The sequence below is a fragment of the Clostridium sp. C8-1-8 genome (assembly GCF_009928445.1).
In the GTDB taxonomy this organism is placed as follows: domain Bacteria; phylum Bacillota; class Clostridia; order Clostridiales; family Clostridiaceae; genus Clostridium_AR.
On the sequence record NZ_JAABNO010000003.1, the window covers coordinates 234,037 to 254,136 of the forward strand.

Consider the following 20,100-nt stretch of genomic DNA (forward strand, 5'->3'; position numbering starts at 1 on the left):
TTTTACCCATCTGCCTTTTCTAAATATAAGTAAAGAAATTCTGTCATATGGCATATTTTTTAATCCTTACTACTACTTGGCCCATGATATCTTTCATATATTTTAGGATCTGCATATTTGCCATTAAATAGGATTGAAGAGCTTGAACAATTGTTATAACACCTCATGCATGCTGTGCAGGAGGGTAAAAATATAAACTTATTCTCCTTATATTCGATACTTTTTGTAGGGCACCTATTAACACATAGCATACATCTACTACAAGTAGCAATATCAATACTTAAGGCTTTGTAGTTGTTTTCTATTGCATCTTTTGATACTCTGCGAATAAAAATATTAGGAATTAAATAAAAGCCTACCCCATTTATATATTTTTTTCCTTCAAGCATCATGTCAATCATCTTTAATAATTGTCCTTTAGCTTTTTCTTTCCTCTTGTTCATCTTATCAGTGCTTAGTGCTTTTATTTTTAACTTAGGTGTAGATATATTGTTGCAAAGTTGTATGTTCACATAAGAAATAATTCTAAAATTAGTATTTATAAATAATTTTTTAGCGCAAAATGGTCCAAATCCATTTACATAGGCAATAGTATTGATAATATAAACAGGCCTTGAAATCTCTTTTTTATTTTCACAGACTTTAGTAAGTTTAATAATGAAATTCTTCATAATAGGTGGTAAATTGCCTCCATATATAGGATTTGCAAAACCTACAAAATCTGATCTATCAATTATATCTTCTAAAAAAGAAGTTTCCTTGTTCTTTATACTTTCTATGGAAATCGACTCGTACTCATGTCCTTTTTCTATAACTAATTGATTAAATTCTTTTACTGCCCATTCTGTATTGCCAGTCCCACTAAAATAGAAGGTTGAAAATTTCATTATAGCCCCCCTAATCATGGATAAAAACTTCAATAAAGAATACATTTTTTAGTGAACTTTTTATTATTAAATTTTGCTTTTAGCTTCCCACTCACTTTTACTTAATTTGTAATAATAGTATTCCTTATTATCAATATAAATATTTTTAACTAACCTAAATCCACATTTTTTTATTACCTTATTGGAGGGTATATTATAGGTTAATGCAGTGGCGTTCAGTACCTCAGTATTGGTTTTGTCAAACAGATACTTAATTAGACCTTGAGCCGCCTCAGTTACGTAGCCTTTGCATGTGAAGGCATTTGAAATACCATAACCTATCTCCCTGTTTGGCTTCGGCAACTCTTCTTTCACCCCAGAATTAATCCATCCAATAAGTTCATTTGTTTCCTTCAATATAATTCCTAATCGTAGTATTTGCTCCTCGATATTAGGTACAGCATCAAAAAACTCTCTATTCTCTTTTAGTTCATATTTAGTAAGCCACTCCCTCCGCTTCTCTTTTGTCGCTATCCAATCAGGTAGAAACTCCCTTATCTCAGGCTGCAAAGTAATATTGTATATCGCATCTAGATCCTCCACTTGATATTCTCTTAGTATTATATTCTTACATTCTATAGTAAATACTTTATTTGAATCTAACATTTTAACGGCTTTAGCGTTTGTAGTAACCATATTCATCATCCTCTCTTTAAATTACTGATATATACCAAGTATTATCCAATAAAACTAAGCTAATAGTTATATGAAATATATTTAAAGCTTAGTTACTTAGATTTAGTTTTAAATTATATATCTTGTAGGGGGATATTACTAAAACTTAAGTAATAACTGTTGTATAGTACTGACTTCTGGATGTTGCCTTGTATTATGACTTAATAGCTAAAGCTAATTCTTCCAAAATAAATCTACAAGCCACAATTTGTTATTTTTATAAGACAATACTCCTTATAATATTTCTAGTCTATAGACCAAGGAAATCTCTAATTTCAGAATATCATTCAGCTAATTCCTATAACAACCTCATATTTAATTCTTAAACAAAAAAGTACTAAAGTGAATTTCTTTATCAACTTTTTCCCTATCTAACTTTCCGAATATACTAATAAAAATCTGACAGACGACATATTTTTCTTTTTTATACTTTCTCATGAATTAATAGTCAGGAGAATAGCCAATACTTATAAACTTTATGTATATAATTTAAATCTCTATAGAATAAAAAATACTGAAATGAACTTCTCTATGGACTTTATTACTAACTTAAATTAATCATAAATTATCGGTAGATTGGAAATTGATACTAGATTCGTGTTATACTTATTTTGAAATTATAGTTTAAGATAGACCTAGCTTGTTTATAATAGGTAATGTAGTAAACATATACTAAAGATGTTTTATATATTCTAGGTTAATTGACCAAATGCTATTGAGGCAATTTATCAGCAATTATTAAGTATTTTTTCTCAATATATATGAAGAAATTGTTATGACTAAAAGACTAATTCTTTATATTAGAAATAAATATATAATATAATAGTTGAATTACATAATCTATGTTATAAACAAATTGATTTAACGTAAATCTAATTCCATAGCTAATTTACCTTTACTATTTAGTAAAACTACTAACCTACTTTATATTACAAATCTAGGATGTCTTTTAAGCTGAGTAGCTAAATACGCAAAACTCAAATTCTCAATTTATTTTTAAGCTTTCATAATATTATAGTGAGAGATTTTATAAATATAATTTGAGAATGAAGTGGCGCGTCTTTATAGGCTACTTTCATGTTCATTAAAATAATAATACCCTTAGTCTAAATCATAATATTAGTCTAAGCAGTGTGATAATAGGAGTTGATTATATTGGAACGTAAAATTAAAGTACATTTTATGGGTATATGCGGGAGTGGTGCTGCACCTATAGCAATTCTAGCAAAAAATTATGGTTTTGATGTATCCGGATGTGACCTTAACATATCAGGTTATTATAAAGATGCATTGGTAGAGAATAATATAGAGCTTATTAAAGGTCACGATGTAAGTCACATAGCAGATATAGATATATTAGCAATCTCCCCTGCTATCTTAGATATCTCCCCTGATCATCCAGAAATTGTAGAGGCAAAAAATAGAGGAATCCTTATGACTTGGCAGGAGTTTTCTGCAAAATATGTTCAGAAGGATAAGTTTGTTATTTCTGTGGCTGGTACTCATGGTAAGTCTACAACTACAGTTTTAATGGGGCTTGTCTTAGAAGATGGTGGTATTGACCCAAGCGTTGAAGCTGGAACTACCTTCAAAAATTGGGGAGGCGGATACAGGCTAGGAAAGTCAAATTACTTTGTATGTGAAGCTGATGAATTCAATAATAACTTCTTAAACTACAGTCCTTCAATAGCTGTAATAAATAACGTAGAAATGGATCATCCTGAGTTCTTCAAGGATGTTGATGATGTAAAGAATTCCTTTAAGAACTTTATAAAAAAACTTAAAGGACCAAAAACTTTAATTGTTAACGAAGACAGTTTAGCTATTAGAGAAATTCTATGCGAACTAAAAGATTGGCTTGAACAAGAAAAAGTAAGAGTGATTGGGTATTATATAGATAAGAAACTGGACTTCCCTTTTGCTATAGAATATAAGGCAGAATTAACTTCAAACACTCCTGAGTATTCATCCTTTAGACTAACCTATGGAGATAAAGAAGATAATTTTGAGCTTGGTCTTATTGGTAAACACAATGTTGAAAATTCTTTAGGTGTTCTAGCTACTGCCTTAGAATTAGGAGTTGACTTAACTTCCATCAAGAATTCCTTTAAAAGCTTTAAAGGAGTAGGTAGAAGATTAGAGTTAGTGGCTGATATTGAGGATATAAAGATCTATGATGATTTTGCTCACCACCCTACTGCTGTAGCAGCTACCTTAGATTCAATTAAGCTTAGCTTTCCAGGCAAAAAGGTTTTTGCTATTTTTGAACCTCATCAGCTTTCAAGAGCAAAGCTATTTTTCAACGAATTCGCTGATGCTCTAAGAAAGGCAGATAGAGTAATAATCACAAAACCATTCTTAGGTAGAGAGGCATATAAAAACATAGAGCCAGTTGACTTAAATAAAATGTGTAGTGTAATAAATGAAGATAAAGCAGACTACATAGAAAGCTCTGAAGAAATATGTAGTAAAATCCTTAGTGAAGCTAAAAATGGAGACATAATTATAGTTTTCGGAGCTGGTAACTCTTATAAGCTATCTAGACAAATTATTGATGTACTAAAGTAAAAAGTAGTTAAAAAAGTGTCGTAAAACTAAAGTTTTACGACACTTTTTAATATACTATAATCTTTTACAGATTTCTAACTGCTAATAATATGAAATTTAATATGAATAACACTGTGAATAAATAAATTACTGGATGAATTTTCTTTGTTTCCTTCTTGATAATTGCGATTATAACATAGCTTATAAATCCAAAAGAAATACCTGTTGTTATGCTATAAGCAAATGGCATAAGAGCAATTGTAAGGAATGCAACTGCTGCTACGCTGAAGTCTTTCCAGTCAATCTCACCAATAGAAGACATCATCAAGATACCTACAACTACAAGTGCTGGTGCTGTTGCAACTGTTGGGATAATTCCAATTACAGGAGCAAAAACAAGACATATAAGGAACATGATTGATGTTACAACTGATGTTAACCCTGTTCTACCACCAGCAGCAATACCAGCTGAGCTTTCAACATAAGTAGTAGTATTTGAAGTTCCGAAAAATGCTCCTACTATCGTTGCACTTAAATCTGCAAATAAAGCCTTATCCAGACGTGACTTAACACCCTTACCTTCAAGCATTAACTTTTCATCTTCTGCATCAAATATACCTGAACGACGACCTGTCCCAATAAATGTTCCAAGAGCATCAAATATATCTGTTAATATGAATGCAATCATTGCAGTTACTGCAAGTAAGAACTTGCTTCCATTAGCAAATAGTCCAGCAAAATCCATCTTAAAAGCAGTGTATTTAACTGCTGCTATAGAATTACCTATACCGCTTAGAGATATATTAGCTGAAGAGAAAAACTCATGAGCATTTTTAGCGTGGAAACCAAAAACACCAGGGTTAACGCCACAAGCAATTTCTATAAAACAAAGTGCAGTTACTGAAGTAATACCAATTAAAATTGCAGCCCTAACTTTTAAAACCATAAGAATAAGTATTAAAACAATTCCGAATAATGCTAACTGTACAGCTGGGTTAGAGAAGTTAACAATTGCTGGAACAGCAGATGAATTTGCAACTACTGTTGCATCTGCAGGAGTCTTTCCTAAGAAAAGATATGTTCCAGGGTCAGAAGTAAACTTTAAAAGGCCACTGTCTTTAATACCTATGTATGCTATAAAAAGACCAATACCTCCACCGATAGCCTTTTGTAAAACTGGGGGCAGAGCTCGTATTATTATCTTACGAAGTCCTGTAACTGTTATAATAATATTTACAACACCGCAGATAAATACCATTGCTAAAGCTTCTTGCCATCTGAATCCCATAGTACCACAAACGGTAAAAGTAAAGAATGCATTTAATCCCATACCAGGAGCTAATGCATATGGCACATTAGCAAATAGTCCCATAACAAGTGTACCAACCACTGCAGATATAATCGTTGCTACGAAAATAGCCTGTGGATTAAAAGGGTTGTCTGGAGTTCCTGCTAATTGTAAAATATTTGGATTAACAAAAATGATGTACGCCATTGTAAAAAAAGTAGTAAGACCAGCTATAATTTCAGTTCGTACGTTAGTACCGTACTTTTTCAAATTAAAAAATTTTTCCATCTCCATAACTCCTAAAATATTTTTATGATAAAATTTTATCACCAAAAACAAAATAGATTGAAACATCGTTCCAATCTACCGAAAAAACAAAATTACGAATAAAAAAATTCATATTTTATGCTAATTTCGATAGTCGGATAATTAACGGTCATCCGGTAGAAACTGCCAACCCATATATGTCGGCGATATATCGAATCTATTTAATTATTGATAAAGTTTTCCGAGTTAAATTATAGTGTAATTTGTCTAACTTTACAAGTAGTAATAATGCTTTTTTATACATTTATTTTAATAGAACCAGTAGCATTTCTATATAAATCTAATTAATCTATTTATTACTAAATAATTTTATTTTAGACTATGTTTAAGAATACTATTAAAACTAAAAAGATATATAAAGATAACACTATATTTTACTTAAGCTACCTCAACAGTGCCTCAGTTTACTAGTACTATGGTTAATTAATGCCATTGTAACTTCATCAATTAGAAAGACTTTTATAAGTTATGATTTATTTTTTCGGATTTTTGGCTATAAATATTCCACTGGATTTAGGTATATCTATGCTTCCATCTCTTAATATTATCTCTTCCAAATATGTATAAAAATCTTTTATTCTACTTTCGGTAAGTATTTCCTTAACATTTGTGTGTCCTTCTAATGACAGTACATAATCTACAAAAGGCTTTGCTTCTGTTATATGTAAGGAATCCTCACGTACTATTTTTTCTACAGAGTCGAAATACTTATATAATTGTTCTTCCCCATTTTCTAGTCCAAATTCACTGGTTACAGAAAGAGATTTAATATTTATCCTAGAATCAAATCCAACCACTAAATTCTTAAAACCTTTCATATTATTACTACCATTGGTAGTGGCATAAAAAGTACCTTCTGGTTTAAGTATGCGAGCTACCTCACTTATGGCTAAATCCCTATTCTGCGCATGATAAAGCATGTGGTTTGCAATAACGCAATCAAAAGAATTATCATCATATTCAATATTTTGTATGTCCATTACAGCATAGTCTATGCCTTCAATATCTGAGAGGCTATCCTTTGCAGACCTTAACATACCTTCTGAAAAATCTGTTAAAACTAATTTGATATCCTTTGGTAATCTATCTTTATTATTAGACCATATGCTTCCATTGCCACAGCCAAATTCTATGACTCTTTCGTTGGGCTTAATACTATATTGATCAAATACCCACTTTGCCCAACTATACTTATTGGTACTGTAGATAATATGAAATGCTTGTCTAGCATTTAAATTCTTGTCTGAATTATACTGATAATTAACTATCTCTCTATCGTTTGCCTTAGACATAATTCATCACTCCATTTTATACAAAAATAATTACCCAATTATAATAAATAACTAATATAAAAACTTCTGTATAGCCACATAATTTTAAGTAGAAATACTAAACTTGGATATATTCAAAGTCTATTACAACGTTGTATATATTGAAATATTTATCATAAAAGGAATAAACTTTATTATATAGCAAACTTATTTGGTTGTAAATCACATAAACCTTGAGACTCTAAATGAGCTCTACATTATTTTGATATTTTTGATCATATGCCTTTACAAGTATATATGAGTAAAATCTAGCAGATGATATAATTTCTAGAGAATAAAAAAACTAAGGCAACATTTCTATGTTTCCTCAGTTAATGTTAATCACAAGCTTTATTTTTTACGCAGATTATTTACAATATAAATTTCTCTATTCCAAGTGCTACTCCGTCATTTTGCACTGTATCCGTAGTCTTTTTAGCAAAGCCTTTAACATAATCACTAGCATTTCCCATCGCTATACCGCAGCCTACTGTGGACAGCATCTCTATATCATTCTTTCCATCACCAAAGGCATAGCTATTTTCTACTGGTATATCTAGATATTCTAATACACTTAATATTCCTGAAGCTTTTGAATTTGCTTTAGAATACAATTCAAAAGTCCCATCTTGTCCATTGTAAATATAATTAAAATTAGAGTCTCCCAAAGTCAAACAGTAATCAATCCCAACCTGGTCATTACATATCATCTCAATTTTATATACATCTACTTCATTATGATCGAAGTTCCCTTCTAAGTATTTTTTAGAAATATCATAGGTCTCATAAAAGGAATGTAACTTCTTATGATTATCTTTAATATAAGAATACTCTTCCCCCTGAAGTATATATTCAATGTTAAGCTCTTCAAATTTATCTACAAGCCCCTTTATTAAATCTTTCTTAATAGCTTCCTTATATATGCACTTATCAGCAACTTTTACATAGGCTCCATTAGTAAGTACAAAACCATCAAAACCGAAATCTAACAATACCTCATTTAAAAAGGCATAGGGTCTTCCAGTAGCAATAAAAACGTAATTACCTTTTGCCTGCAATTGGCGTATAGCTCTTTTTACTCTCGGAGTGATATCGGTTATTCCATTTAAATAATCAACCAAAGTTCCATCAATATCAAAAAACACAGCTTTTTTCATGTTGCAATCATATCCTCCTATAATTAAACATCCTCTTACTCATTCTTATTTATTGTCATTTTATATCGTTTGTTCTCATTTGTCAATTAATTATATTGCATAGTCATATTTTTATTGATAAAATAAAAGAAAATGAGAAACACTCGGAGGAAGTTATGTTTACCGAAGAAAGACATAAACACATAATAGATCTGTTAGAAAGAGACGGAAAAGTATTAGTAAAAGACTTAAGTACTTTGTTTGAAGTTAGTGAAAGTATGATTAGGAAAGACCTAAAGGTTTTGGAAAAAAGTAACTTATTACAACGCACTTATGGCGGTGCTATTAACTTGAAGCGTACCATAGTAAATGGCGAAAGTTTTTTTAAAAGAGTTGAAAAAGATATAGATATAAAAGAAGTTATAGCTAAGAAGGCATATGAAATAATAAGAGAGGATGATACTATCTTTTTAGATACTTCAAGCATCTCTTATTTTCTAGCAAAACTAATTACTGACAATAACATAAGACTCACGTTAATTACTAATATGGTTGAAATTTCATCAATGATTAGTTTAGAATCAAAAGTAAAGGTTATTTTTATAGGTGGAGATTACTATCCTCTTGTAGGCGGCAATATTGGTTCCCATGCAAATGAACAAATAAAACTTTACCGTTGTAATAAAGCTTTTGTCGGTTGCAGCGGAATAGACCTCAGAGATGGAAGTGTTAGTACTGGCGAATCTGAAGATTCAGGCACAAAAAAGACTATTATGAGTATATCTAAAGAGTTATTTCTAATAGCACCAAATGAAAGATTTAATTTAGATGGTGTCTACAACTTCTCAAACCTATCTGATTTTCATGGCATAATTACAGAAAATGAACCTAATGATACTTTACTGACACTAATAAAACAATATGATGTAAGATTAATTTAGTTATATATAATCTAAACCTTTTATACTGGAATTTAACTAAGTATTTGCCTTACCTAACTTATTGCCAAACTTTAAGGTTCAAGGTATTATTTATATATTAACAAAGATGTATGTAAGTTGCTTCAGGAGGCTTTAAATTGTCAAGATTAAATCCTATATTAAACAAAAAGATAACTGATTACTCAATGAAATCATTGTTACTTAAATTTATTCAAATAACATTGATTTTCTTGGTATCGAAATTAATTATTTTATTAACTATACATTTCTTTTCCATTGGACCATTCTCACTAATAACTGATCATAAGGATGCGCCCTACAATTTTATCACAAGTATAAAAAAGGCTTTAACTGGATGGGACTCTGGGTGGTATAAAAATATAGTTGAACACGGATATTCTTATACTGAAAATATAAAAGAGCAGCAAAATGTAGCCTTTTATTTTGGATATCCTATGACTTCAAAACTAGTTAGCCAATCCTTCAATATAAAAGCTGATTGGGCTCTTATACTAGTAAACAATGCATCTGTGTTCTTTGGACTTTTTTTCATGTATTATTTAGGTAGATTGTTGGGACTAAAGGATAATGTAAATTTTATAGGAATTACGCTATATTCCCTTAACCCATTTGCTATCTTTCTTACAGCGGGGTATTCAGAAGGTATGTATTTTCTAATATCTGCAATGGCACTAGTTTTATTAATAAAAAGAAAGTATCTGCCAGCTGCTATTGTAGGAGGACTATTAAGCGGAATAAGGTCAATAGGAATTTTTTATGCTCCTATTTTATTTATTCATTATTTTTTTATTGAAAAAAATAAGTTTAATAAGAAGAATATTTTTACATCCATAATACTACTAACTTTCAGTGTTTTGGGTAAAGCTGCCTTTATGCTATACAACCTTGTAAGCTTTGGAGATGCCTTTGCTTCTGAAAAAGTTCAGCAGTATTGGGGCAATATAGGCGGAGATATAACTTTAAGTCAAAGGTTTTCTAATCTATATGATTATATTTTAATCCCATTTAAAAACCACTTTGATCTATTAAATCCGTCTGTAGTTTCTATTTTGATGGTATACTTTTTATTAATTATCTCTATAATAGTCGTTATAAAAATTACACGGACCTATAGAACAGAAGGAAGCTTAAGCCTAATAAAATTCGAAAATGAATTTATATTTCTTACATGGTCAGTGGTACAAATAGTTCTTCCATTAATAATATTCGGAACTAGAAACAACAACCCTTTCTCAATGGGACGATATGTGCTGCCAATGTTCCCTATATATATATTATTAGGCAAATTAATAGAAAAGAAGACAACTTTATACGCTCTTCTTCTTGCCTTATTTACTTTTGAAATGATTATAATAACTGTCGGTTTTTCTTTTGGTCTACCAAAGGGCTTTTATGTTTTTTAATTATCAGGGTAATATTTCTAATTTAAAAATATACTTTAATAAAGTGGGAGGATTTATTTCTTCGCACTTTGTTTTTAATCCTTAAACTCATTTTATATATTTTTTTGTAGCTATGTCTTTCCAAACTTATATGATAAAAATCATGCAAACGAGCATGTTTGCTATTTTACTGTAAATTCTAAAAAGCTTTTCTAAGCCATTGAAATCACTATTTAAATCTATAAAAATCTTATAATTCTCTACGATAAAGAGAACCTTATACATTATACTTTGTGAAGGCTTTTCTCTCATGAGTTATTCCTTTACAGTAAAAAAGATCACTGAAGCTACCTTTTATTCAGTGATCTTTTTACTATTAATCTATTTTTAATATAAGCTCCAATATTCTTTGAGCACAAATTTCTAACTCTTCTCTAGAAATAAGCCCCAGCTCCTTAGCTTTAAGAAGACGCTTAGGATACCCACAGCCCATCTTCACATCATTACCCGCTTTGGTTTCCTTGTAATGTTCTCCGCAAGTCCACCAATCTGTTGCGACCATACCTTTCCATCCCCACTCACCTCTTAGTATATCTTCTAAGAGCTCTTTATTTTCTGATGCACGGTGTCCATTAATAATGTTATAAGAAGTCATTATGCTCCACGGATTCGCTTCTTTAACCACTATCTCAAAGCCTTTTAAGTAAATCTCTCTAGCTGCTCGTTCTGATACTCTGGAATCGCAGTTCTTTCTGTTAGTTTCTTTATTATTTAAGGCAAAGTGTTTCACAGTTGCTCCAATATTCTGAGATTGTATGCCTTTTACCATTGCTGCTGCTAGTTTACCTGTTAAGAAAGGATCTTCAGAATAGTATTCAAAATTACGTCCACACAATGGGCTTCTGTGGATATTAATTGCTGGAGTCAACCAAACAGAAATATTATTTTCCTTAACCTCTTTAGCACCTGCTTCTCCAACAGAATAAACTATATCTTTATCCCAGGTACAAGCTAGTAAGGTTGAACAAGGCCATGCAGTAGTAGTATTAACACCACATTGTGGAGCAATTCTAAGTCCAGCAGGTCCATCAGCAGTCATGACACTTGGAATGCCGTATTCAGGCATATTACCATATCCAAAGGTATTGGCAACTCCTGTATTAGGTTGGCCGCCTAATAAGTGACATACCTCTTCATCTGTCATTTGTGCTAAAAACTCCTCTACAGTAAGCTTTCCATCAGCCACTTCGTCAAAAATACGAACGCCCTTCTTAAAAGGCTCCTTCCATAATTGATAGCTCTCTCTTGCTCTTACTTCTGGAGAATACCCTTCCATCATTTCAGCTGATAATTTCTCAATATAGCAGGCATTTGGATCATTTGCTTCTTTTAGAGGAAGTTGTTCAAAGCTGCCATCAGATACCATTCTTTCCTTCAGAGAAGTAGGTGCTATCCTTTCATTAAGCTTTATAGTAACTCTACTTTGCTCTACAGTATAAACAAAACTTACCTTTTCTACCTGTCTTACTGAAGTACCAACATAAAATACGTAGTCCCCAGCCTCTAATACATAAGATGATTTCTGAACTTTACCTAGGTCGTCATAAGAAGCCATGTCTTCCACTGAAACTTCAAGCTTAAGTAATTGAGTTTCTCCTGGGTTTAACAAACGGGTCTTTTTAAAGGCTACTAGGCTTTTTGCTGGTTTACCTAGAAGTCCTTGTGGGGCACCTGCATAAATTTGAACAACTTCTTTACCTTCAATTTCTCCAGTATTAGTTACATTTACTAGAAATTCAATCATACCTTGTTGTTCCTTTACAGAAGCCACAGACCAATTAAAGCTTGTGTAAGATAACCCAAATCCAAAAGGATAATTCACCTTATCAGCAGCTCCAGGAATTGTCTCAAAATAGCGATATCCTACATAAATATCATCAGTGTAATCTACATAAGCTTCAGATTCATGAAAATTATAGGTAGATGGATAGTCTTCTAGTTTTTTTGCAAAACTATCTGCTAGCTTACCTGAAGGATTTCCAATACCGCATAATAACTCAGCTGCAGCTAAACCACCTTCCATACCACCTTGCCAAGCCATTAGTACAGATTGAATAGAAGCATCATCTACAAACCAACTAGTATCTACCATACCTCCAACATTCATGACAACGATTACCTTTTGAAAGTGCTTTTTCACAGCATTTACCATAGTTGCTTCTGCATGTGTCAGATAAAAATCACCATTTTCAAATAGCTCACCGGACTTTTTTGTCATAGCTTCTTCAGACTCCCAAAGGTTTTTATTTTCTGTGTCTACAACACTTTTCCTGTCCCAGCCTTCTCCTGAAAAACGACATATGGTTATAACTGCTGTATCAGTAAATACACAAGCTTTCTTTAACAAATCCTCAGGAACCTCAGGTTCTACTGTCATGCCTGGCACAGCGCCACAGTCATACTGATGCTTCACATTTTCCCTGTAGAAGTCTGATAACTCTTCAAAAACACTAACATGTCCATTTAATGTCTTCATGCCTTCATATAGATTGATAATATATTCAACGGTTACATCACCGCTACCTCCGCCGCCTTTTACATAATCAAAGCTGCCTTTTCCAAATAGAGCAACTTTAGAACCCTTACTAAGTGGAAGTACATTATGTTGATTTTTTAGTAAAACCATTCCCTCCTTAGCTGCATTCTTTGATAAATCTCTATGTGATCTACAAGCCGTAACCCTTTGTCCATTATTGCCCAATGGTAAACTTGGCTGAAAACGGGACCTTTGCCACTTATTCATGGTAATACCTCCTAATTTATACATTTGTGTATATTACACTTCTATCTTATTACTTGATAAAAGCTATAACAAGTATCCTTATGACTTTTCAGTAAGTCGATATTGACTTTTTTGTTATCCAATGATAATTATTTATATAAGATGCATTCCTTATATAAGCTTAATATGAAAGGTAAGTATAATATATGCCAAACCATGAAATAATAGCTCCGAAAACAGGACTTCCTGTTTATTTTGATATTCATAGAACCTACAATCAACTAGTTGCAAGCCACTGGCACAACCATCTTGAGGTTCTTTATGTTTTCCAAGGCACAATGCATATAGTTCGTAATGATGAAAAATATACTATTTCTAAGAATGATTTGTTTATAATAAATTCTGGAGATATACATCTCACTAGGAGTCCTGGCAATGTTGAAGTTCTCCTGCTACAAATACCTTACGAACTTCTTAACCAATCAATTCCAGATTACGAAGATATACGATTTAAAGAATATTATTCTCAAAATGAGCTTAATGAAGAACCAGCTTTTCAAAATATGATTTATCACTTACTTACTATGAGAAAACTTTATGAACAAAGCAAATCAGGTTATCAATTTCTATTTATTAGCAGCCTCAATCTATTTCTTCACAGTCTTTATACTAATTATATTGTAAATGAAAATATTAAAGAAAAAAACAAGTCTACTAAAAACCTTAATCGCTTAAAAGAAGTATTAGACTATGTGGAAAAGAACTATAGCGAGCCTATAAGTCTAAAATATGCAGCCTCTTTAGTTGCTTTAAATCCAGAATACTTCTGTAGATGCTTTAAAAAGTACACTGGATTCACCTTTATTGAATATGTTAACACGGTTCGTCTTACCCATATTCACAGCGACCTTCTTGATACAGATGATAGCATAACAATAATTCAAGAAAAACATGGTTTTACTAATTATAAGTTGTTTAACAGAATGTTTAAAGAAGCTTATGGCTGTACACCATCTAAGCTTAGATATAATAACCATATTTACAGGTAGGATTCTATAGATGTACCACTTCTTACTAAGGCTTATAATCTCAAATTGACGTGGTACATCTTTAATAACTATATATTCTAAAGTATATGTTCCAAAATAAATATCTTATAATAGAATATGTTTAATAATATTATTGAAATAAGGTACTGTTATCTTCTTAAAATTAGCCATAAATAATAGGATGTTAGACTATCCTTATTATACATGGCTTCTGTTGTATAAATATTTTTCTTAACTGAGCTTTACTAGCCATGCATATTGCAAGCCATTACTAAGTCGTTAGCAGCCTGCATTCCACTCTGAAGGGCTCCTTGCATCCATCTATGGATCGCAGAAATATGCTCACCAGCGAAAAATACCCTATTATTATATTCTGGTAGAATCATAGAATAGGAAAACAGCCGCTTCTGTTCTGGCTCAAAGAAGGCTAATGCTCCTCTAAAGCTTGGCTCCTTATCCCAGTTTACAGTCTTATGTGCCTCAATTATATTGTCAAGATAACCAGCTTGTAGACCATGAACCATTTCAATCTCTCTTTTCACTTCATTAAACATCTTCTCTTGCGGTAGATTGCCTAAACGGGTTGCATCTAGCCCAAAATTATAAGAACCAACAAATACACCTGGATAATTAAATGGAATAGTATTTATATTACTAGCTTCATTAATATATTTTCCATGGTCAGAGGGGTACCAAATAGAGGAAATAGGTAAGTCAGTATAGGAACCTCCTCCTATAATTCCTTGCCTCTCCCAAAACCTTTCCTTAGATAACATTAAGATCCTCTGAGCTTGAGTGTAATAAACTTCTCTTATAGCTCTCATTTTCATATTACTAAATAGTGGATTGATACTTACATTTCTCAAAGAAGAAAATGGAATGGCGCAAACCACATAGTCAAATTCTTCTCTTAGGTTTTCTTTAAGCTTTTTATCTTCATAATCTATAATTACCTTCTGCTTCTGGCTATCAAAGCCTATACCATTAATCCAACAGCCTGACCTATATTCTACTTTACCAAGGTTGTTCACCTCTATTCCTGGATAAAAATCCTCTGTATTAATATTAGTAAAGGAATCTATGAAAGCTCTTGGTAATCTTACTATTCCACCTGGGATTTCGTATAAATATGAGAGGTCTGCTGGATATACTTCTTCAATATAATCTATATAACTATTATACAAATTTCCATAAAGCAAAGGTGCGAAGTTGGAGATTAAAGATATAGCCTCTTGGCTCAATCCAGTTGCCTCCATAAGTTTCATGCTAGAGTTGTCACTCCATAGTATAGTTTCATTTTTATAGAAAGGTTTAACTTGTATAGTTTCAGCTCTGGCCTCAGGGGAAGCACAAAGCAAATGACTTTCCAATGCAATTTGAAATAATCTTTGCCAGTTTGTTTTCCGTTCATTTTCTGAAAGATTATACTTGGGGTAAATATTTTTCATGGTATCATAGCCGTTTCGATCGTTTCTAGATCTTGATTGTCTAAGGTAAATAAAAGCATTTTCACTGTATTGTATAAATGGCCTTGTTGGAAGCTTAAACAAATTTAAATAATGCCAGACGGTCTCATGAGTTACAGGAATTCTCATAGGTCCAAATTCATGATAAAGCTTCTTCTGTTCATCAAAATAGTATGTATAGACCCTTCCACCCACTCTATCTTCTAGTGCTTCATAAATTGTTATATCAAAACCTAGTTTTCTAAGTTCAAAGGCTGATGAAAGACCTGCCAGTCCCCCTCCTAATATTGCAATCTTTTTGCCTTTATACTGACCAGTTCTTCCATAGTTCCTTATATCTGGTGGAGGGGCTAAGAATCTCATACCTGTATAAAAATCTTCTAGTCGTCCTGCTAGGCCCATAGTATATTGAGCTAAAAAGTGTCTATCATTATCACTTGGGTTGTTTGGCTGTGGAGGATAAAATAAAGATTGGCTGTTTATATTCATTTCATTTCTTACTCCTATGATAATATATTTATAGACTGTATAAATATCTAGTTAGAAAAACACTGCTTAATTGCATAATATGTAACTCTACATTATATGCTACTAAGCAGTGTTATAGATGTGTTTTTTAATAACAACAGCCTAAACCACTACAACCAAAAGCAAGTTTCTTTTCTGTTGATACTTATATATATTCACATTTAAAGTTTGTGAACTGAGCATAACTTGCACATTTTTCTCCACAGGCATATAGACCTATTATAACTCCAGTAAAGCCACAGGCAACTTCAGTAGATAAATATCTAGTTTTCGCTGTGCCTAGAAGAATTTCCTTTTCTTCTGATTTAATATAAAAGCTGTAATAATTATTATTTGGACGAATAACAAGGGATGCACTATTATTTTGTATAGCTATTATATTTTCTATAGATTTAACATCACCTATGTTTAGTCTTTCAATAACTTCAAACCCATTATGTGCTTTACGTACAGCAAGATCATAATGATGATTTTCATCCATATATAATGTGATGCCTGCTTCCCCCTCGGTTACAGATACATCACAGGAAATTACCGCATTAAAATCCATTTGACGTATACCAATAAAGGTTGGCGAAGCTGGTTTGTCTAAAGTTACTTCAGTTCCTTTTAACTTTACACTATTCTTTTCCATAACATAATTATCACTATTAGGATGTCTTAAATAGCACCAATCTTTCTCCCATTCAGTATTCTCGAAAGTATAGCATTTCTTTTCCAGCTGGATTACTTCGTCACTTATACGATCAGTTTCAACAGAATTCAAGGTTGTACCATTATATCCAGCAGTAAACCAGCCGTCCTCATGAAAGGTTACCTCAGTAAGAAAAACTTCACGTCCTAGATGATGAAACATAGACCATTTGTCTATTTGACGGAAACCTAAGTGAAGCATCCACCAGTTTCCACTGTTATCCTCAATAAGATCTCCATGTCCTACTCCCTGTATTTCGTAACCGCCTAGATTCCGATTAGTTAGTACTGGATTACTTGGATAGGCTTCAAATGGTCCATAAGGAGAGTTACTACGTGCATAGGTTACCATATGACCGTATTCAGTTCCTCCTTCTGCTACCATAAGATAATAATTTCCATTTATCTTATACAAATGAGGACTTTCTAGATAACGACCTCCAGAACCCTGCCAGATTACTTTACTTTCTGTAAGTCTTCTGCCTGTCTCAATATCAATCTCGCATTGATATATGCCATTGACTCCTTTTACATCTCCTTCAGTACTCATAAAATAAGTTTTATTATCTTCAAAATATAGAGAAGGATCAATTCCTCCTTGATCTACAAATATAGGATCAGACCATTCACCATAAATATCATCTGTCCATACATAAAAGTTTTGATTTGTAGTATTGTTTGTGGTAGTCATGTAAAAGCGTCCATTATTATACCTAATGGTTGGCGCAAATACTCCTCCAGAACTATTTATATCTTCAAGCTGCACCTGACTTTTTCTTGTAAGACAGTGGCCTATCTGATTCCAGTTAATTAAATCCTTACTTTCGAAGAGAGGAACTCCTGGAAAGTACTGAAAGGAACTGCATACAAGGTAATAGGTATCATCCACCTTACAAACACTAGGATCTGGATAAAAGCCTTTTATGACTGGGTTATTATATTTCATCTTCATACCTCCAATTTTTCATAGCTGATATTTAATATGTCACACTATTTTCTTAAGCTTTATTAGTCTTTAAAATGTTCGTCCTGTAAGTTTCAATAACCACATTTAGCACTGAACTTGCAGATGTCTATATAATGCTAAAGTTATCACCTAATACGCTTAGCTATATAATTTTTCACCTTATACATACCTAGTATCTATGTAATAACTAAATCCATATAGTTTTGCAAAGGTTTTAATGATATTATATTAATATATTAAATTATATAATACCTTGATTATTAAGACTAATAATAGCATTATATAGACATTTATATATTATTAATTGATAAGTAATCATAATTTAGAGGGTGATGAATTGCAATATATGAATCTTAGTACTTTCACTAAAGATAGTGATTTTCCTTTCTTCATACAATTAGGTAAACATGACGACAATATGCCAGTACATTATCACGAGGATTTTTCCGAATTGGTTATTGTGTTAAAAGGAACTGCTGACCATATTGTTAACTCAGAAAAATACTTTATAAAAAAAGGAGATGTTTTCATAATTAATAAAAATACCTTTCATGGTTATGAGAATACTTCTAACTTTAGAATCTGTAATATAATGTACAAGCCTAAACATTTATATCAAGTAGGTAATGACTTAGAAAAGTCCCCAGGCTATCAAGCACTTTTTGTTGTCGAACCTTCCTTAGCTAAGGATTCAAATTTTAGAAGCAAGCTTCAACTAACTTTATCTGACTATGAAAAAGCTAAAGAAATAATCTTAGATATGGTAAATGAATATGAAAATAAAAGTCAAGGCTATCAAACAATGGTATACTCTCACTTTATGGAACTTGTTGTTTTTTTATCACGATTGTATGATTTGAGTGGTTCTGGTCTAAGTTCTAATCTAATAAATATAGTAAAGGCTGCATCCTATATGGAAAACAACTTTCAAAACCCTATTAATCTGCAAGACTTAGCAGATGAAGCAGGAATCTCAGTGAGACATCTAAATAGAATCTTCAAAGAGCATTACAAGACAACACCTATAAATTATTTACTTAGACTTCGCATTCAATATGCATGTTTGCTACTTAAAAAAAATGATTATTCAATCTCTGATGTTGCATATGAAAGTGGTTTTGGAGACAGTAATTACTTTGCTAGACAATTTAAAAAAATTATGGGATTTTCACCGAAGGATTATCGTTCAAATATAAAGGAATTACATATATAACTCTATGCTTTATAGAATCTTTAGAAAAAACATGTAGTTGTACCAATCTATATTCAATTCTAACCTTAGAAGCCAGAATAACTTTAAAAATAGTTTGGGATCAAAGCAGTGCATCTTCTCGTATAACTAATTATATAGTAAAATCATGCTTAAACCACAGTAACCCACAAATGCAAAACTAATACATAATTATTCTCAATCAGAAACGACTATGTAAAAAGAGCTATAAATATATCATAGCTCTTTCTTTAAGTTTCTTTGTCTTTCAAATTCTGTTATCACTCTTTCATTAAAGCTATCCAAATCTACATCTACATCTAAATCTAAAGTCCCTAGTTCTTCAAATCCATCCTGCAGTTGTCCATCGAAAGAGTATAACTTTTTTAATAGTGTCCATAGCATTTCTATTTCTCTTGAAGAAAAGTCCTTAAATAGGTCTGCCAAAAAATAAACACCTAGTTCAGAGCATTTTATTATTGCTTTGCCACCTTCTTCAGTTACCTTAACATTAACTGCTCTTTTATCCTTAGTACTTGGTACAGTTTCTATATAACCTTTTTTCTCCATTATATCTAGAAGCTGTTTTGCACTCTGCTTTGTAGTACCTAGCTTTCTGGCAATGTTGTTTATAGTTCTCTCATCTTCTTGTAGATGAGCAAGTGCAACCATAGCCATGTACTGTCTCGAGGTTAATCCTTCAAGTCTTTTGTCACCTACTATTTGTATCTTGTTTGTAAGAGAAAATAGTGTTGCATAGGCTTGTTGCATTAAAAACATCTCTTTATTAATATCCAATAGAACCACCACTCTTACTTCTAAATTAATTTTTACCATAATGATATCAGAACT

General features: G+C 31.9%; 14 protein-coding genes and 1 riboswitch. Of the genes, 5 read left to right on the forward strand and 9 right to left on the reverse strand.

What is annotated here, in order from left to right:
• Positions 1-59: 59 nt before the first annotated feature.
• Together GXK57_RS04880 and GXK57_RS04885 are read right to left on the reverse strand one after the other, a co-directional pair.
• On the reverse strand, positions 60-887 hold the full coding sequence (locus GXK57_RS04880) for an EFR1 family ferrodoxin (protein ID WP_160672288.1): 828 nt from the start codon (positions 885-887) through the stop codon (positions 60-62).
• A 66-nt stretch (positions 888-953) separates the two neighbouring features.
• Positions 954-1,562, reverse strand: coding sequence for a GNAT family N-acetyltransferase (locus tag GXK57_RS04885; protein WP_243156370.1), 609 nt, complete (start codon positions 1,560-1,562; stop codon positions 954-956).
• A gap of 1,194 nt (positions 1,563-2,756) precedes the next feature.
• On the opposite strand from GXK57_RS04885, the gene murC reads away from it, so the two are divergent.
• Positions 2,757-4,169 (forward strand): UDP-N-acetylmuramate--L-alanine ligase, encoded by a 1,413-nt coding sequence (gene murC, locus GXK57_RS04890; protein WP_160672294.1) that lies wholly within the window; start codon positions 2,757-2,759, stop codon positions 4,167-4,169.
• 64 nt (positions 4,170-4,233) lie between these two features.
• Here the strand turns inward: murC and GXK57_RS04895 are convergent, their stop codons facing one another.
• The 3 genes from GXK57_RS04895 to GXK57_RS04905 form a co-directional block, all read right to left on the reverse strand.
• Positions 4,234-5,724: an NCS2 family permease gene (locus GXK57_RS04895; RefSeq protein ID WP_160672297.1), complete on the reverse strand. Its 1,491-nt coding sequence runs from the start codon at positions 5,722-5,724 to the stop codon at positions 4,234-4,236.
• A 110-nt stretch (positions 5,725-5,834) separates the two neighbouring features.
• Positions 5,835-5,937: riboswitch (purine riboswitch) on the reverse strand.
• A gap of 299 nt (positions 5,938-6,236) precedes the next feature.
• Positions 6,237-7,055 (reverse strand): class I SAM-dependent methyltransferase, encoded by an 819-nt coding sequence (locus tag GXK57_RS04900; protein ID WP_160672300.1) that lies wholly within the window; start codon positions 7,053-7,055, stop codon positions 6,237-6,239.
• Between the two features lie 389 nt (positions 7,056-7,444).
• Positions 7,445-8,230 (reverse strand): HAD family hydrolase, encoded by a 786-nt coding sequence (locus tag GXK57_RS04905; protein WP_160672303.1) that lies wholly within the window; start codon positions 8,228-8,230, stop codon positions 7,445-7,447.
• 155 nt (positions 8,231-8,385) lie between these two features.
• On the opposite strand from GXK57_RS04905, the gene GXK57_RS04910 reads away from it, so the two are divergent.
• Complete coding sequence (locus tag GXK57_RS04910) at positions 8,386-9,150, forward strand: DeoR/GlpR family DNA-binding transcription regulator (protein ID WP_160672305.1); 765 nt, start codon at positions 8,386-8,388, stop codon at positions 9,148-9,150.
• A 137-nt stretch (positions 9,151-9,287) separates the two neighbouring features.
• The gene (locus GXK57_RS04915) at positions 9,288-10,574 is read left to right on the forward strand and encodes a mannosyltransferase family protein (RefSeq protein WP_160672308.1); all 1,287 of its coding nucleotides are present in this window, start codon (positions 9,288-9,290) and stop codon (positions 10,572-10,574) included.
• A gap of 355 nt (positions 10,575-10,929) precedes the next feature.
• On the opposite strand, the gene GXK57_RS04920 is transcribed toward GXK57_RS04915, so the two are convergent.
• Positions 10,930-13,356, reverse strand: a complete 2,427-nt coding sequence (locus GXK57_RS04920; protein WP_160672311.1) for a glycoside hydrolase family 3 protein — start codon at positions 13,354-13,356, stop codon at positions 10,930-10,932.
• A 185-nt stretch (positions 13,357-13,541) separates the two neighbouring features.
• Between GXK57_RS04920 and GXK57_RS04925 the strand changes: the two genes are divergently transcribed.
• Positions 13,542-14,384: an AraC family transcriptional regulator gene (locus GXK57_RS04925; protein ID WP_160672314.1), complete on the forward strand. Its 843-nt coding sequence runs from the start codon at positions 13,542-13,544 to the stop codon at positions 14,382-14,384.
• A 245-nt stretch (positions 14,385-14,629) separates the two neighbouring features.
• Here GXK57_RS04925 and GXK57_RS04930 read toward each other — a convergent pair whose 3' ends face one another.
• Entirely contained in the window at positions 14,630-16,339 is a 1,710-nt protein-coding gene (locus GXK57_RS04930) for an FAD-dependent oxidoreductase (protein WP_160672317.1), read from the reverse strand.
• A gap of 184 nt (positions 16,340-16,523) precedes the next feature.
• Positions 16,524-18,017, reverse strand: a complete 1,494-nt coding sequence (locus GXK57_RS04935) for a glycoside hydrolase family 43 protein (protein ID WP_160672320.1) — start codon at positions 18,015-18,017, stop codon at positions 16,524-16,526.
• A gap of 367 nt (positions 18,018-18,384) precedes the next feature.
• Between GXK57_RS04935 and GXK57_RS04940 the strand changes: the two genes are divergently transcribed.
• The gene (locus tag GXK57_RS04940; protein ID WP_243156371.1) at positions 18,385-19,251 is read left to right on the forward strand and encodes a helix-turn-helix domain-containing protein; all 867 of its coding nucleotides are present in this window, start codon (positions 18,385-18,387) and stop codon (positions 19,249-19,251) included.
• 234 nt (positions 19,252-19,485) lie between these two features.
• On the opposite strand, the gene GXK57_RS04945 is transcribed toward GXK57_RS04940, so the two are convergent.
• Positions 19,486-20,046, reverse strand: a complete 561-nt coding sequence (locus GXK57_RS04945) for a MarR family transcriptional regulator (RefSeq protein ID WP_160672713.1) — start codon at positions 20,044-20,046, stop codon at positions 19,486-19,488.
• Between the last annotated feature and the right edge of the window lie 54 nt (positions 20,047-20,100).